The following is a 14,859-nucleotide window of genomic DNA, read 5'->3' as shown; positions in this document are numbered from 1 at the left end:
GACCCACCATGTCGTCGCCTTCCGCCCCTTCCACCCGTTCTGCCGCCTCCGAATCCTGGCCCTGGCCGCCGGCCATGCGCGCCAGCGCGGCCGTGCATGTGGCGGCCCTGGGCGCGGGCGTGCTGGTGCCGGGCGCATGGCCCTGGGCGCTCGGCGCTGTGGTGCTGAACCATGCGCTGATCACCGGCGCCGGGCTCACGCCGCGCAGCAACCTGCTTGGCCCGAACGTCACGCGCCTGCCCGAGGCCGCCGCTGCGCGTCGCGAGGTGGCGATCACCATCGACGACGGACCCGAGCCCGAGGTCACGCCCCGCGTGCTCGACCTGCTGGACGCGCACGGCCAGCGCGCCACCTTCTTCTGCATCGCCGAGCGCGTGCTGGCGCACCCGGCGCTGGCGCGCGAGATCGTCGCGCGCGGCCACAGCATCCAGAACCACACGGCGCGACATCGGCACAACTTCTCCTTCCTCGGCCCGCGCGGCTTCGCGGCGGAGATCGCGCGCGCGCAGGACATCCTGACCGACGTGACCGGCCAGCGCCCGACCTGTTTCCGCGCGCCCGCCGGCCTGCGCAACCCTTTCCTCGAACCCGTGCTGCACCGCCTCGGCCTCTCGCTCGTGAGTTGGACGCGGCGCGGTTTCGACACCCGCGAAGGCGACGCCGCCAAGGTGATGGCGCGCCTCGCCCGTCACCTGCAGGCACGCGACATCCTGCTGCTGCACGACGGCAATGCCGCGCGCACCGCAGCAGGGCAACCCGTCTTGCTGGAAGTCCTGCCCTTGTTGCTCCAACGCCTGCGCACCGATGGGTTGCGCGCGGTGACCCTGCCTGAAGGATTGAAGACCGCATGAGCGCCGTGATGCCATCGACGATGACCACCGACCAAGCCTGGCGCGAGCTGCACGAAGCCGCGACCGTGCCCTACAAGAAGGGCGGTACCTTCGCCTGGCAGTTCGCGCGCGGCAAGCTCGGGCGCGACCCGGTGTTCCGCGGCCTGCTCGAACGCGGTCTGATCGACGCGCAGCACCGGCGCGTGGTCGACATCGGCTGCGGGCAAGGCCTCTTCGTGAGCCTGCTGGCCTCGATGAGCACGATGCAGCAACAGGGCCGCTGGCCGGCCTCATGGGCCGCCACGCCGGCCGCCGCGGACTACACGGGCATCGAGCTGATGCCGAAGGACGTGGCGCGCGCCGAGGCGTCGGTCGGCCATCTGAAGCCGACGCCGCGCCTGGTGTGCGCCGACATGTGCTCGGCCGCCTTGCCCGACTGCGATCTGGTCGTGATCCTCGACGTGCTGCACTACGTGGACCTCGCGGCGCAAGAAGGCGTGCTGACCCGCGTGCGCGACGCGCTCCGCCGCGGCGGCAACCCGAAGGCGCGCCTGCTGTTGCGCGTGGGCGATGCGTCGAGCACGCGCGGTTTCGCGATCAGCCAGTGGGTCGATCGCACCGTGACGCGTATTCGCGGCCACAAGGTCTCGCCGACCTGGGGCCGGCCACTGACTGAATGGACTGCGCTGCTGCAGCGCCTGGGGTTCCGCGTGCAGAGCATTCCGATGAGCGAAGGCACGCCCTTCGCCAACGTGCTGCTGGTGGCCGACCTGGAGGCTGCCGCTTGACGACACCGCAGACGCTCGACCGCGCGGGCATTGCCGCGCGCATTCCGCACAGCGGCAGCATGTGCCTGCTGGAGCGCCTCGAAGGCTGGGACGGCGAATCGATCCATTGCAGCACCACCACGCACAGCCAGGCGGACAACCCGCTGCGCACCGAGAGCGGCCTGCTCGCGCCGAACGCCATCGAGTACGCGGCGCAGGCCATGGCGCTGCACGGCGGCCTGCTGGCGGCGGAGGGCAGCACGCCGTCGGCCGGTTTCCTGGCCAGCGCGCGCAACGTGAAGCTGGCGGCGGCGCGGCTGGACGACATCGCCGGGGCGTTGCAGGTGCGCGCGAAGCGCCTGTCCGGCGACGACCGGCAGGTCTTGTATGAATTCACGGTGGCGGCCGACGACGGCCGCCTGCTGGCCGAAGGCCGGGCCGTGGTGGTCTTGAACACGCCGTTGGCAGACACGGAAAGCACACCGTCATGAGTTTCGAAGGAAAACGCACACTGATCACCGGCGCCAGCGGCGCGCTCGGCGCGGCCATGGCGGAGCGTTTTGCACGCGACGGCGCGACCGTGTTGCTGCATGCGAACTCGCGGCCCGAGGCCATCGAGCAGCTGGCCGCGTCGATCACCGCCGCCGGCGGCAAGGCGGAATGCCATGTGTTCGACCTGCGCAGCGACGAGGCCTGCGCGGCCGGCTGCGCACGCATCCTCGAAGGCGGCGCGGTGCAAATCCTCGTCAACAACGCAGGCGTGCACGACGATGCCGTACTGCCCGGCATGCGCGCCGAGCAATGGCACAAGGTGATCGACGTGTCGCTGAACGGCTTCTTCCGCGTGACCCAACCGCTGCTGCTGCCGATGATGCGCACCCGCTGGGGGCGCGTGCTGAACATCTCGTCCGTCGCTGCCATCGCGGGGAACAAGGGGCAGGTGAACTACGCCGCGGCCAAGGGCGCGCTGAACAGTGCGACCAAGGCGCTGTCGCTCGAAGTGGCGTCGCGCGGCGTGACCGTGAACGCGATCGCGCCGGGGATCATCGCCTCGCCGATGGCCGATGCGGTGTTCGACCCCGCGCTCATCAACCAGATGGTGCCCGTGAAGCGCGCCGGAACGCCGCAGGAAGTGGCGGCGCTGGCAGCGTTCCTGGCAGGCGATGAAGCCGCGTACATCACGGGTCAGGTGATCTCGATCAACGGCGGGATGATCTGAGGTCCTGCCAGTTCGTTCTTCCCTGCGAAGGGCGCGGCATCCACTTCACCCCGAAGCCCGGCAGGCGGTGCGGTGTGGGCGGCCCCTCTGTGCCGCCGAGGAGCGCAGCGTTTCGCGGATCAGGGCTCGCAGCTGTTTGAGCCGAAGGCGAGTTCTGCGAGACCCCGCGAAACGCGAGCACCGCAGGGGAGCCGCGAAGCGGCCGGCACAGCGGGGCCGACCACGCCGTGCCGCCTGTCGGGCGCTCCCAAAAGGCCTAGAGAGGCAGCGTATCGAACGCAGCGTAGGCAGTAGCCAGCCAAGACTTCACGCGCTGCCGTTCCAGCAATCCAAGCGCATGCGGCCCTTCGCGGTCGTTCACCGCCTTCCAGAAGCTCGTGTTCTGCGCATCGATCTTGCGCATGCTGGCTTCGTGCAAACGCGGCAAGGCAATCACGCGTGCGCCGTTCGCATTGGCCTTCGATAGCGACTGCGACGCCAGCAGCATCCCGAAGTCGCTGCCGCGCCCGTAGTTCTGCACCACGATGTAGTTGGGCCGGTTGCCGAAGGTGTCGATCAGCGTGCCGAGCAGGTCGGTGGAGTCCTTGCCGTCGTCCAGCACGTGCCAGAAGTTGACCGTGACGTCGATCTCCTCGAACACATCGAACAGGTCGGATTCCTTGATCCAGCGCGACAGCGGCGCCAGCGTCTGCGCTGCGAGGTCGACGATCACGCTCTGCTTCGGGTTGGTCTCGAAGCCGTTCACCACCGTGTCCAGGCCTTCGAAGCTGTCGACCACCACGGGCGAGGCAAAGCCCTCGTAGAAGCGGGTGAAGGAGCTGTGCGAACGGTCGGTGTCGAAGCCGGTGAAGGGCCGGCTGCGATCGATGAAGTACTGGGCCAGCACGCGGGCCGTGACCGATTTTCCGACACCGCCTTTTTCGCCGCCGATGAAGTTGATGGAGCTCATGAGTGGTTGCTGCCTCGAATGGGTTGAGGGGTGGAGGAGGGCGGATTCATTCTAGGGGTCACCTGTCGCACCACTGTGGCTAGCGACCCCGCTTGCTCATGCCCTGCAGCAAGGGATGTGCCTGCAAGCGCTGCTGCAGTCGCTTTTTCCACGGAGCTGGCAGCGCCGAGCCGTCGATCATCGCGGGCCACTGGTCGCGCGCGAGACGGGCCGTGTCTGCGACCACGCGTCGCATGCGCGGCTCGTGCAAGCCAGCCGAGAAACAGAACGCGCGCACATTGGCCGGCGTGAACATCGCGGTGCGACGGGCGGTGGCACCCACCGCGGCCGGCAACAGCGGGAGCGCATGGCCCTCGACACCCTGCAATGCCGCATAGGCCACGATGTCATAGGCCGGCGCCAACCGTGGCGCGATGCCATCGGGGTACAGCACACCGAAGTTCTTCAGGTGGGCATCCGGGTTGCCCAGCAAGTCGTTGACCACGAGCCGCCGCACCAGTTCGAGCACGGCGTCTTCGCCCAACGACGGAAAGGCGCGCATCGCCAGCGCCATGTCGAGGTAGCTTCCGCTGTACTTGTGCATCGGGTCGACCGCGAGCACCTGGGCGAAATCTTCGAAATGGATGCGGCGCGCACCGTCGCGGTCGAAGCGCGTGACGGCCAGGAACTCGGGCTCGTCCGGCAGCGCATAGCTGTGCTCCGCCGCAATGGCCGACAGCGGCGCGAGTTCGGCGTGACACACCTCGACACCCGCCACCCCGGCCATCTGCAGCGAAAGCATCTCGAGTTGCGGCATGTGCGGTCGGCCGGCCACCGGCAGCTTGGCGATCACGCGCGTGCTGGCGCCGGCGCGCACGCGCGCCACGTAGCGCCCGCCCTGGCGGCGCAGACCGAGCTTGGGTTGCACGCCCGAGACCGAGATGCCCTGCGGCATCGGCAACTCGACCACCGACATCTCGAGCGCGTCCTGGTCCTGCGTGATGAGCCGCTGCAGCGTGCCGCGGTCCACCGACACCGGGCGCGCGGCCACGGCGCCGGGCAGGTCGCCGCCGCAGGCCGCCAGCAGTTCGAAGTGGTCGTTCTCGCGGCAACCGCGCAGCTGCGCGATGTGGCTGCGCAGCACGCCTTCAGGCAGCAGGTTCTGGAAGAAGCCGGGCAACTGGCCGCCCTGGGCGTTGAACAACGGGTTCTTCACGTCGCTCCACAACGCGGCCTGGGCGGCCGGGTCGCTCGCGACCATCGACAGCGAAAGCACGCCGGGCGGCGGGTTGGCGATCAACTCGGGCTCCGCCACGAAACGACACAGGTCGGCGTACTGGAACAGCTTGCCGAGACGGTGTGCGCCGAGCGAAATCTCGAGGATCTTGACGTTCATGGCGGTGAGCGGCGGCCCCGCACGTAGGGCGGCGCGGCAGGCGCGTCGGCCAGCGCACGACCGACACGCGTGGCGACCGGGCGGTAGCCGGGATCGACGGCCGTGCCTTCGCCGAAGCCCTTGGGCGCGAGTTGAAGTTCGAGCCCCAGCGCATCGACCAGCGCGAGCAGCGACGACAGTTGCGGATTGCCCTTCAGGCTCAGGGCATTGCGCACCGAGCGCTCGGTGAGCCCCGAACGCAAGGCGATCTCGGCGTTCGTGAGGCCGGTGGCCCCGCGACGCGCCGTGAGGGCGGTGATGAGTTCCTGCTTGTCCACGGAAATATATTACCGCAAATGCCTATTTCGGAAACATATTTCCGATGCGAAGAACCTACTTGGGTATCAGCGTGAAGAGCGGCATGACCACGCCCATCACCCAGTTCTGCCCGAAATCAAGGGCCGCCCGGCGGTACTTCTCGTCGGCCTGCGCGGCCAGCAGGTCGAGCCGTGCCACCACCTTCGACAGTTCGCGATCGGCCACGAGGTTGCGCCCGCGCTCGCTGATCTCGGTGGCCAGCAGCAGTGGCTGGCCGTCGGGGCCGGTCTTGGAAGAAATGAGCCAGAGCGAAATCTCGAAGTTGCGCGCCGTGCGGTAGCTGTTCTCGGCGTCGACCCCGTCGATCATGGTCTGGTCCCAGGTGTTGCCGTTGGCCTGCTTGAGCATCGAGGCCCACCCGACGACCAGCGCCGCCACGCGGTCGCCCTGGTAGGCCTGCGGGCCGGTCTCGAAGGCCAGGCGGATGGCGTCGATGCCGGTGGCGCCGCGCAATTCGGGCAGCGGCGTGCCCTGCAGGACCGCGTCCCAGGTGCGCTGCGTGGCTTCTTCCATGCTGGCGGCCGACTTGCGCCATTCGCGCGGGTTGCGCCGGTACAGCGTGGTCTGCACGCGGCGCACCGATTGCAGGTTGTCGCGCAGCGACAGGTTGGCGATGCGGTTGGTGGCCGATTGCAGCCATTCCTGGTTGCCGTAGGGCTCGGCGCGCTCGGTGGAACGGAAGGAGGAACAGCCCGTCAGCGCCAGCGGCGCGAGCAGGGCGGCCGCGGTGCCCGCCAACAGGCAGGTGCGTCGCGCCGCGAGGGGAGAAGCCAGGGAATCGCTCATGCCCTGACGTTATCATCCACGGCTGGGGCGGCGGCCCGCTTCAAGCTGCGGGCCCGTGCAATTTTCCTTACAAATCAATACCTTGGCGCTACGCCAAGGCAGGGCGACAAGTCGTGCGTCTTAACTCCATCAAGCTCTCGGGCTTCAAGTCGTTCGCCGAACCCACCAACTTCCTGCTGCCGGGCCAACTGGTCGGGGTGGTGGGGCCGAACGGCTGCGGCAAGTCGAACATCATGGATGCCGTGCGCTGGGTGCTCGGCGAGTCGCGTGCGTCGGAACTGCGCGGCGAGTCGATGCAGGACGTGATCTTCAACGGCACGACCACCCGCAAGCAGGCCAGCCGCTCGAGCGTCGAACTGGTGTTCGACAACGCCGACCACCGCGCCGGCGGCCAGTGGAACCAGTTCACCGAAATCGCCGTGCGCCGCGTGCTCACGCGCGACGGCACCAGCAGCTACTACATCAACAACCAGCCGGTGCGTCGCCGCGACGTGCAGGACGTGTTCCTGGGCACCGGCCTCGGCCCGCGCGCCTACGCCATCATCGGCCAGGGCACGATCAGCCGGATCATCGAATCCAAGCCCGAGGAACTGCGCCTGTTCCTCGAGGAAGCTGCGGGTGTCTCCAAGTACAAGGAGCGCCGTCGCGAAACCGAGAACCGCCTGGGCGATACGCGCGAGAACCTCACGCGCGTCGAAGACATCCTGCGCGAACTCAACGCCAACCTCGAGAAGCTCGAGAAGCAGGCCGAGGTGGCGGCGCGCTACAACGCGCTGCAGGGCGACGCCACGAAGAAGCAGCACCAGCTGTGGTTCCTCAAGCGCGGCGAAAGCGATGCCGACCAGGCCAAGATCAAGGCCGACTCGGAAAAGGCCATCAACGACCTCGAATCGCGCACCGCGGACCTGCGCCGCATCGAGTCCGAGCTCGAAACCGTGCGCCAGGCCCACTACGGCGCCGGCGACCTGGTGAACCAGGCGCAGGGCAAGCTGTACGAAGCCAGCGCCGAAGTCGGCCGGCTCGAAGGCGAGATCCGCTTCGTGGTCGAAGGCCGCCAGCGCGTCGAGCAGCGCCTCGTGCAACTGCGCGAACAGATGGGCCAGTGGGGCCGCCGTCGCGAAGAAGCCGAAGCCGAGATCGAGACGTTGGCCGGTGCCGGCGTCGATGCCGAAGAGCAGGCCATCCTGCTGGCCGCGCAGCTCGAAGAGCACGACGCGCGCCTGCCCGATCTCGAAGAGGCCGTGCAGCGTGCGCAGAACGAAGCCAACACGCAGCGCGCCACGGTGTCGCAGGTGCAGCAGCAGATCCAGGTGCTGGCCGCCGACCAGCGCAACATCGAAGACCAGAGCCGCCAGCTCACGCTGCGCAGCGAACGCCTGCGCGCCGATCAGAACGCACTGGCCGCGCCCGACGAAGACCGGCTGACGGAAATGCAGGAGCAGCTGGCCGCGGCGCAGGAAACCGCCAGCGAATCCGACGCCCGCCTGCAGGAGCTGCAGGAGGCCGTGCCCCAGCTCGACGAAGACCGTCGCGCCAAGCAGCAGGCCGTCAACACCGAGGGCGCCCGCCACGCCGAGTTCTCGGCCCGCCTCGAAGCGCTGCGCGCGCTGCAGGAGAAGGTCAAGACCGACGGCAAGCTCGCCCCCTGGCTCGCCAAGCATGGCCTCGACGGCCTGCAGGGCCTGTGGAGCCGCATCCACATCGAACAGGGCTGGGAGAACGCGCTCGAATCCGCACTGCGCGAGCGCCTCGGTGCGCTCGAGGTCAGCCGGCTCGACATGGTGCGTGCCTTCGGCAACGACGCACCGCCCGCCAAGCTGGCCTTCTACAGCCCGCCCGCCGCTGGCGTGTCGCAGGGCGCGGGCGCGCTGCCCAAGCTGTCGAGCCTGCTGCGCCTGAACGACGCTGGCCAGCAGGCGCTGCTGAACGACTGGCTGCACGGCTGCTTCACGGCCGAGACTTTCGAAGAGGCGCTGGCCCAGCGCGCCACGCTGCAGCCCGGCGAGGTGATCTACGTGCGCAGCGGCCATGCCGTGTCGTCGCACAGCGTGAACTTCTACGCGCCCGATTCCGAGCAGGCCGGCCTTCTGGCCCGTCAGCAGGAAATGGAAAACCTCGAGCGCCAGCTCAAGGCCCAGACGCTCATCAACGAAGAGGCGCGCACCGCGTTGGTCCGCGCCGAAGCGGCCTACGGCGACGCCGCACAACGCTTGGTCACGGCCCGCCGCGAAGCCGCCGAAACGCAGTCGCGCGCCCATGAACTGCAGGTCGAGACGCTGCGCATGACGCAGCTCGCCGAACAGACCCGTGCGCGCAGCCAGCAGCTGGCCGCCGACCTCGGCGAGGTCGATGCCCAGCTCGAGGAACTGCAAGAAAAGCGCATCGCCGCCGAAGGCCGCTTCGAAGAGCTCGACATGCAGCTGGCCGACAGCCAGGAGCGCCATGCGCAGCTCGACGAGCGCGTGATCGAAGCCGGCCGCGCGCTCACGGCCAGCCGCGAACAGCACCGCAGCCTCGAGCGACAGGCGCAGGAAGCCACCTTCTCGCAGCGCACGCTCGAAGCGCGCCGCGGCGAACTGAACCGCAGCATCGAAACCGCTTCGCAGCAGACCGTGGCGCTGACCGACGAAGACGAGCGGGCCCGCGCCGAGCTGAGCCGCCTGTCGGACGCCGCTGCGCAAGCCGGCCTGCAGGACGCGCTGTCGCTCAAGCTGGAGCGCGAGACCGCCTTGGGCGCGGCTCGCAGCCAGTACGACGACCTCACACTCAAGCTGCGCGCCAGCGACGAGCGCCGGCTGCAGCTGGAGCGCGAACTCGATCCGCTGCGCCAGCGCATCACCGAGTTCCAGCTCAAGGAGCAGGCCGCGCGCCTGGGCGTCGAACAGTACCAACAGCTGCTGGACGACGCCGGCGCCGACCTCGAGGCGGTCGCGCAATCGATCGAGACCGAGAAGGTGCGCCTGACCGGCCTGCAAAGCGAAATCGACCGCCTGAACCGCGAGGTGGTCGCGCTCGGCGCCGTCAACCTGGCCGCGCTCGACGAACTCGCGATTGCGAGCGAGCGCAAGATCTTCCTCGACGCCCAGTCGGCCGACCTGAACGAAGCCATCGGCACGCTCGAAGACGCCATCCGCAAGATCGACGCCGAAACGCGCGACCTGCTTGGCGGCACCTTCAAGATCGTCAACGAGCACTTCAGCCGCATGTTCCCGGAGCTGTTCGGCGGCGGCAACGCCAAGCTGATGATGACGGGCGACGAAATCCTCGATTCCGGCGTGCAGGTCATGGCCCAGCCGCCCGGCAAGAAGAACCAGACCATCCACCTGCTCTCGGGCGGTGAGAAGGCGCTCACGGCCATTGCGCTCGTGTTCGCCATCTTCCAGCTGAACCCGGCGCCTTTCTGTCTGCTGGACGAAGTGGACGCGCCGCTGGACGACGCCAACACCGAACGCTATGCCAAACTCGTCTCCGCCATGAGCCGTGAAACCCAGTTCCTTTTCATCAGCCACAACAAGATCGCCATGGAAATGGCCGAACAGCTGATCGGCGTGACCATGCAGGAGCAGGGCGTGTCGCGCATCGTTGCGGTCGACATGGAGTCGGCGGTCTCGATGGTCGAAGCGGCATAAGGCAGGCGCGCGCATGAGCAATCTCACCCTCGCCCTGGCGATCCTCGGCGGCCTCGTTCTCGCGGCCGTCGTGGCCTACAACACCCTGATGTCGCGCCGCAACGCGCCGCGCCAGCCCGATGCGGTCGATGTCGCCCTGGCCGAGGCCGAGCGCGCGCTGGCCGGCGGCGGCGACGGCGGTGTGGAGCCGATGCTCCATGCCGACCCGAGCCAGGTGGCCGGCAGCGACCGCCACGAGCCGCTGTTCGACCCCGACCTGCCCGCGCCCAGCGGCGTGCCCATGCCCACCGGCGAGCGCCGCGGCGGGCTCGATCCGCTGATCGACGTCATCGCGCCCATCTCGCTCGAAGGCCTGGCCTCGGGCGATGCCGCGCTCGCGTCGATGCCGTCGACGCGCCGCGCCGGCAGCAAGCCGGTGGCCATCGAAGGCCTGAACGACCTCACCAGCCAATGGGAGCCGCCGGCGCCCGGGCAGCGCTACCGCGCGTTCCAGGTCGGCGTGCAGCTGGCCAACCGCACCGGGGCACTCAACGAGATCGAGTACTCCGAGTTCGTGGTCAAGGCGCAGGCCTTTGCCGACGCCGTGAACGGCGCGCCCGAGTTTCCCGAGATGCTCGACGAAGTGGCGCGCGCCCGCGAGCTCGACCAGTTCGCCAGCGCGCACGACGCACAGCTGGGCTTCGTGCTGCGCGCGCTGCACGCCGCCTGGAGCCCGGGCTACGTGCAGCAGAACGCCGCGCGGCTGGGCTTCGTGGCCGGGATCATTCCGGGCCGCATGGTGCTGCCGACCAGCGAGGCCGGCCTGCCGCCGATCCTCGGGCTCTCGTTCGACACCCAGGCCGCGCTGGCCGACGATCCGGCGCAATCGGCGATTCGCGAGCTCAGCCTGAGCCTGGACGTGCCGCAGGTCGATCGCGGCGAAGAGCCGTTCCGACGCATGCGCGAAGCCGCCGCCACGCTCGCCCGCGAGATGGACGGCGTGGTGACCGACAGCGACGGCCAGTTGCTGCGCGACGAAACCATGGACGTGATCGGCACCGACCTCGAGCAGCTGTACGACACGCTCGACGCACGCGATCTGGCCGCGGGTTCGCCGCTGGCGCGACGCCTCTTCAGCTGACCCGTCTTTTTCCCGAGGGACACCCCATGACAACGCGCGACGAAGCGGCACGCGAAGCCGCCGCACTGAGCGAGCAGCTGCATCGCCACGCCCATCTGTACTACGTGCTCGACGCCCCCGAGCTGCCCGACGCCGAGTACGACAAGATGTTCCAGCGCCTGCAGGTGCTGGAGACCGAGTTTCCCGAACTGCGCACGCCCGATTCGCCGACGCAGCGCGTGGGCGGCACGGTGCTCGACAGCCTGGCCAAGGTGCGCCACCGGGTGCCGATGCTGTCGATCCGCACCGAGACCGACATCACGCCCGCCGGCGCCAGCGCCTTCGATGCGCGGGTGCGACGCGAACTGGGCCTGGCCGAAGACGCGCCGCAGATCAGCTATGTCTGCGAACTCAAGTTCGACGGGCTGGCCATGAGCCTGCGCTACGAACACGGCGTGCTGGTGCAGGCCGCCACGCGCGGCGACGGCGAGGTGGGCGAGGACGTCACACAGAACATCCGCACCGTGCGCGAGATTCCGCTCAAGCTCAAGGGCGCGGCCCCGCCGGTGGTCGAGGTGCGCGGCGAGGTCTACATGAAGCGCGCCGATTTCGATGCCCTCAACGAACGCCAGCGCCAGAAGATCGCCGCCGGGCAGAAGAACGAGAAGGTGTTCGTCAACCCGCGCAACGCGGCGGCCGGCGCGGTGCGCCAGCACGACCCGGCGATCGCGGCAGAGCGCCCGCTGAGCTTCTTTGCCTACGGCCTGGGCGAGGTTTCGCCCGCGACCGAAGGCGGCCCCGACATCGCGACCCAGTTCGACTGGCTGCAGCAGTTCCACGCCTGGGGCTTTCCGGTGGCCACGCAGACCGCGCGGGCGACCGGTGCTATTGAACTGATAGCGTTCCACGAAACCATCGGCCGCCAGCGCGATGCGCTGCCGTACGACATCGACGGCGTGGTCTACAAGGTCGACAGCCTGGAGCTGCAGCGCCAGCTGGGCTTTGTCTCGCGCGAACCGCGCTGGGCCGTGGCCCACAAGTACCCCGCGCAGGAGCAGCTGACCGAGGTGGTCGGCATCGAGATCCAGGTGGGACGCACCGGCAAGCTCACGCCGGTGGCCAAGCTGGCACCGGTGTTCGTGGGCGGCGTGACCGTGACCAACGCCACGCTGCACAACGAGGACGAAGCGCGCCGCAAGGACGTGCGCGTGGGAGATACCGTGATCGTGCGCCGAGCCGGCGATGTGATTCCCGAAGTGGTGGGCGTGGCGCCCGACAGCCTGGCCAAGCCCGACGACCAGCGCGGTGCGGTCTTCACCATGCCCCGCAAGTGCCCCGTCTGCGATTCCGAGGCGGTGCGGGAGGAGGGCGAGGTCGACTACCGCTGCACCGGCGGCCTGTTCTGCGCGGCGCAGCGCAAGGAGGCCATCCTGCATTTCGCGGCGCGGCGCGCGGTCGATGTCGACGGGCTGGGCGACAAGCTGGTCGAGCAGCTGGTCGATGCCAACCTGATCCGCACCTTGCCCGATCTCTACAAGCTCGGCTTCGTCACGCTGGCGGGGCTGGACCGCATGGCAGAGAAGTCGGCCCAGAACCTCGTCGATGCGCTTGAGGCCTCGAAGAAGACCACGCTGCCGCGCTTCCTGTTCGGCCTGGGCATCCGCCACGTCGGCGAGAGCACGGCGAAAGACCTCGCCAAGCACTTCGGCAAGCTCGACGCCATCATGGACGCGACCGAGGAACAGCTGCTCGAGGTCAACGACGTCGGTCCGGTGGTGGCGCAGAGCCTGCGCACCTTCTTCGACCAGCCGCACAACCGCGAGGTGGTCGAGCAACTGCGCGCCTGCGGCCTGACCTGGGAAGAGTTCGAGCCCGAAGCCCGCGCGCCCAAGCCTTTGGCGGGACTGACCTTCGTGATCACCGGCACCCTTCCTACGCTGGGCCGCGACGAAGCGAAGGATAAATTGGAGGCAGCCGGCGCCAAGGTGGCCGGCTCCGTCAGCAAGAAGACCCACTACCTCGTGGCCGGGGAAGAGGCCGGCAGCAAGCTGGACAAGGCGCGCGACCTCGGCGTCACGGTGATCGACGAGGCGCGTATGCTGGAGATCCTCGCCAGCGGTGTTCCGCCGGCGCCTGACGCCTGAGTCGCCGGCGCCCCGGCACCGGGCCCTTACCGGCCGTTACGCGACTTCACACCAGCGCAGTCAACAGGGTCTACAAGCGGGCGTTGAACGATCACAGAAGGCCGACAAGGAGTCTCTCATGCAAAAAATTCGTGTTCTCGCTACCAGCCTCGCACTCGGCGGCATCGCGCTGCTGAGCGGCTGCGTGGCCGTTCCTGGCGATCCGTACTACTCCGGCGGCTATTCCGAACCGTACTACTCCGATCCGGGTCCCGTGGTGGTGCCGGCGCCGGTGTACATCCAGGGTGGAGGCTACTACGAGCGGCGTCCGTACTACGACCGCCGTCCTTACTATGGCCGTCCCGGTTATCCCGCGGTGCGTCCCAGCTACCCAGCCGTGCGGCCGACCTATCCGGCCGGGCGTCCACCGGGTTGGCAACGTCCGCCGGCTGTCTCGCCTGCGCATCCGGGCGTGTCGCCCAACTACCCGAGCAATGCGATGCGCCCACCGCCGGGCGTGCCGTGGCGTGACGCGCCGGCGTTGGCCGACAAGCCCTGAGCAAGCGTCCAGCGAGGGCGCGGCGCGCTGGCCATAATCTCTACATGGCCTTCCGCGAAATTCTCAAGATGGGCGACCCCCGGCTGCTGCGCACCGCGCAGCCGGTCGCCGCTTTCGACACCGACGAACTGCACCTGCTGGTGCGCGACATGTTCGAGACCATGCAGGCGGTCAATGGCGCCGGCCTCGCGGCGCCGCAGATCGGCGTCGACCTGCAGTTGGTGATCTTCGGCACCGACACCGTCAATCCACGCTACCCCGACGCGCCGCCGGTGCCGCGCACCGTGCTGCTCAACCCCGTCATCACGCCGCTGGGCGATGAAGAGGAAGAGGGCTGGGAAGGTTGCCTGTCGGTGCCCGGCCTGCGCGGCGTGGTGCCGCGCTTCGCCCACATCCGCTACACGGGCTTCGACCTGTACGGCGACCCGATCGACCGCACCGCCGACGGTTTCCATGCGCGCGTGGTGCAGCACGAGGTCGATCACCTGTTCGGCAAGCTGTACCCGATGCGGGTGCGCGATTTCTCGCGCTTCGGCTACACCGAGGTCCTGTTCCCGGGCCTCGATGCGGCCGACGACGACTGATTCGCCAGTCGCCTCTTCGCCTACTTGTTGTTGAGCCCGAAGCGCCCGCCGCCCGTGAGCGCGAGTGAGATCGCCGCGAACAGGAACATGCCCTGCAGTTCCAGCGCCCAGCCGCCTTGCCCGTTCAGCGCGCCGAGGTCCTTGCGGTGGGCCAGCCAGATTGCCACCACCATGTTGATGGCCACGACCAGCGCCGCGGGCCGCGTGAACAGGCCGACGATCAGCAGCACCGGCGCCAGGATCTCGCCGACGTAGACCAGGTAGGCCAGCACCGCGGGCACGCCGTGCGACGCGAGCATGCCGCCGATGCCGTCGACGCCCTTGCCGACTTTGGCAATGCCATGCAGCAGGATGAGGATGCCCAGCGCAACGCGCAGGATGAGCTTGCCGGTGTCGTCGGACTTGACCATGGTGTGATTCCTGTTCGGGAGTGATGAAAGGGCCGTATGGTAGTGAAACTGGCCGCGCCGCGGACCGATCGCCCGCGAGCGGATCGACATATGTATCCAACGCAGGGTTCTTTGTCGTCGGCCTGCATCGCCCCGTACACTGCCTTTTGCCTACTGTTGAGGAGTACACACC

At 68.6% G+C, this 14,859-nt stretch carries 14 protein-coding genes; 9 read left to right on the top strand and 5 right to left on the bottom strand.

Annotated features, from left to right (window positions below):
- Nucleotides 1-8: 8 nt before the first annotated feature.
- The 4 genes from ACAM42_RS18015 to fabG are packed head-to-tail and all read left to right on the top strand — an operon-like array spanning nt 9 to nt 2,816.
- Nucleotides 9-851 carry a polysaccharide deacetylase family protein gene (locus ACAM42_RS18015; protein ID WP_157627289.1) on the top strand — a complete coding sequence of 281 codons (843 nt, stop codon included), beginning with the start codon at nt 9-11 and terminating at the stop codon, nt 849-851.
- Entirely contained in the window at nt 848-1,618 is a 771-nt protein-coding gene (locus tag ACAM42_RS18010; RefSeq protein WP_369628928.1) for a class I SAM-dependent methyltransferase, read from the top strand. The genes ACAM42_RS18015 and ACAM42_RS18010 overlap by 4 nt, the downstream gene beginning before the upstream one ends.
- Nucleotides 1,615-2,088 (top strand): hydroxymyristoyl-ACP dehydratase, encoded by a 474-nt coding sequence (locus ACAM42_RS18005; RefSeq protein ID WP_369628927.1) that lies wholly within the window; start codon nt 1,615-1,617, stop codon nt 2,086-2,088. The genes ACAM42_RS18010 and ACAM42_RS18005 overlap by 4 nt, the downstream gene beginning before the upstream one ends.
- Nucleotides 2,085-2,816, top strand: coding sequence for a 3-oxoacyl-ACP reductase FabG (gene fabG, locus ACAM42_RS18000; protein WP_062471225.1), 732 nt, complete (start codon nt 2,085-2,087; stop codon nt 2,814-2,816). Before ACAM42_RS18005 ends, fabG begins: the two co-directional genes overlap by 4 nt.
- Nucleotides 2,817-3,072: 256 nt before the next feature.
- Here the strand turns inward: fabG and ACAM42_RS17995 are convergent, their stop codons facing one another.
- From ACAM42_RS17995 to ACAM42_RS17980, 4 genes are all read right to left on the bottom strand, one after another.
- Nucleotides 3,073-3,765, bottom strand: coding sequence for a hypothetical protein (locus tag ACAM42_RS17995; protein ID WP_062471226.1), 693 nt, complete (start codon nt 3,763-3,765; stop codon nt 3,073-3,075).
- 79 nt (nt 3,766-3,844) lie between these two features.
- On the bottom strand, nt 3,845-5,140 hold the full coding sequence (locus ACAM42_RS17990; protein WP_369628926.1) for a type II toxin-antitoxin system HipA family toxin: 1,296 nt from the start codon (nt 5,138-5,140) through the stop codon (nt 3,845-3,847).
- Nucleotides 5,137-5,457 carry a helix-turn-helix domain-containing protein gene (locus tag ACAM42_RS17985; protein ID WP_369628925.1) on the bottom strand — a complete coding sequence of 107 codons (321 nt, stop codon included), beginning with the start codon at nt 5,455-5,457 and terminating at the stop codon, nt 5,137-5,139. The genes ACAM42_RS17990 and ACAM42_RS17985 overlap by 4 nt, the downstream gene beginning before the upstream one ends.
- Before the next feature lie 55 nt (nt 5,458-5,512).
- Entirely contained in the window at nt 5,513-6,283 is a 771-nt protein-coding gene (locus tag ACAM42_RS17980; protein WP_369628924.1) for a hypothetical protein, read from the bottom strand.
- Between the two features lie 113 nt (nt 6,284-6,396).
- Here ACAM42_RS17980 and smc point away from each other — a divergent pair, with 113 nt between their 5' ends.
- The 5 genes from smc (at nt 6,397) to def (ending at nt 14,277) form a co-directional block, all read left to right on the top strand.
- Entirely contained in the window at nt 6,397-9,912 is a 3,516-nt protein-coding gene (gene smc, locus ACAM42_RS17975) for a chromosome segregation protein SMC (protein ID WP_369628923.1), read from the top strand.
- Nucleotides 9,913-9,925: 13 nt separating this feature from the next.
- Nucleotides 9,926-11,032, top strand: coding sequence for a cell division protein ZipA C-terminal FtsZ-binding domain-containing protein (locus ACAM42_RS17970; RefSeq protein WP_369628922.1), 1,107 nt, complete (start codon nt 9,926-9,928; stop codon nt 11,030-11,032).
- A gap of 26 nt (nt 11,033-11,058) precedes the next feature.
- Nucleotides 11,059-13,155: an NAD-dependent DNA ligase LigA gene (gene ligA, locus ACAM42_RS17965; protein ID WP_369628921.1), complete on the top strand. Its 2,097-nt coding sequence runs from the start codon at nt 11,059-11,061 to the stop codon at nt 13,153-13,155.
- 118 nt (nt 13,156-13,273) lie between these two features.
- On the top strand, nt 13,274-13,693 hold the full coding sequence (locus ACAM42_RS17960; protein WP_369628920.1) for a hypothetical protein: 420 nt from the start codon (nt 13,274-13,276) through the stop codon (nt 13,691-13,693).
- A gap of 44 nt (nt 13,694-13,737) precedes the next feature.
- Nucleotides 13,738-14,277, top strand: coding sequence for a peptide deformylase (gene def, locus ACAM42_RS17955; protein ID WP_070060694.1), 540 nt, complete (start codon nt 13,738-13,740; stop codon nt 14,275-14,277).
- 20 nt (nt 14,278-14,297) lie between these two features.
- On the opposite strand, the gene ACAM42_RS17950 is transcribed toward def, so the two are convergent.
- The gene (locus tag ACAM42_RS17950; protein ID WP_062471245.1) at nt 14,298-14,687 is read right to left on the bottom strand and encodes a DoxX family protein; all 390 of its coding nucleotides are present in this window, start codon (nt 14,685-14,687) and stop codon (nt 14,298-14,300) included.
- Between the last annotated feature and the right edge of the window lie 172 nt (nt 14,688-14,859).

Source organism: Variovorax sp. V35, assembly GCF_041154465.1.
In the GTDB taxonomy this organism is placed as follows: Bacteria; Pseudomonadota; Gammaproteobacteria; order Burkholderiales; family Burkholderiaceae_C; genus Variovorax; species Variovorax boronicumulans.
This window is presented reverse-complemented; position numbering and strand designations above follow the sequence as displayed.

Bases quoted from the DNA above. Each gene is read 5' to 3' on its own strand.
- ACAM42_RS18015 (WP_157627289.1), top strand. From the start codon at position 9: ATGTCGTCGCCTTCCGCCCCTTCCACCCGTTCTGCCGCCTCCGAATCC.
- ACAM42_RS18010 (WP_369628928.1), top strand. From the start codon at position 848: ATGAGCGCCGTGATGCCATCGACGATGACCACCGACCAAGCCTGGCGC.
- fabG (WP_062471225.1), top strand. From the start codon at position 2,085: ATGAGTTTCGAAGGAAAACGCACACTGATCACCGGCGCCAGCGGCGCG.
- ACAM42_RS17995 (WP_062471226.1), bottom strand. From the start codon at position 3,765: ATGAGCTCCATCAACTTCATCGGCGGCGAAAAAGGCGGTGTCGGAAAA.
- ACAM42_RS17990 (WP_369628926.1), bottom strand. From the start codon at position 5,140: ATGAACGTCAAGATCCTCGAGATTTCGCTCGGCGCACACCGTCTCGGC.
- ACAM42_RS17980 (WP_369628924.1), bottom strand. From the start codon at position 6,283: ATGAGCGATTCCCTGGCTTCTCCCCTCGCGGCGCGACGCACCTGCCTG.
- ACAM42_RS17970 (WP_369628922.1), top strand. From the start codon at position 9,926: ATGAGCAATCTCACCCTCGCCCTGGCGATCCTCGGCGGCCTCGTTCTC.
- ligA (WP_369628921.1), top strand. From the start codon at position 11,059: ATGACAACGCGCGACGAAGCGGCACGCGAAGCCGCCGCACTGAGCGAG.
- ACAM42_RS17960 (WP_369628920.1), top strand. From the start codon at position 13,274: ATGCAAAAAATTCGTGTTCTCGCTACCAGCCTCGCACTCGGCGGCATC.
- def (WP_070060694.1), top strand. From the start codon at position 13,738: ATGGCCTTCCGCGAAATTCTCAAGATGGGCGACCCCCGGCTGCTGCGC.
- ACAM42_RS17950 (WP_062471245.1), bottom strand. From the start codon at position 14,687: ATGGTCAAGTCCGACGACACCGGCAAGCTCATCCTGCGCGTTGCGCTG.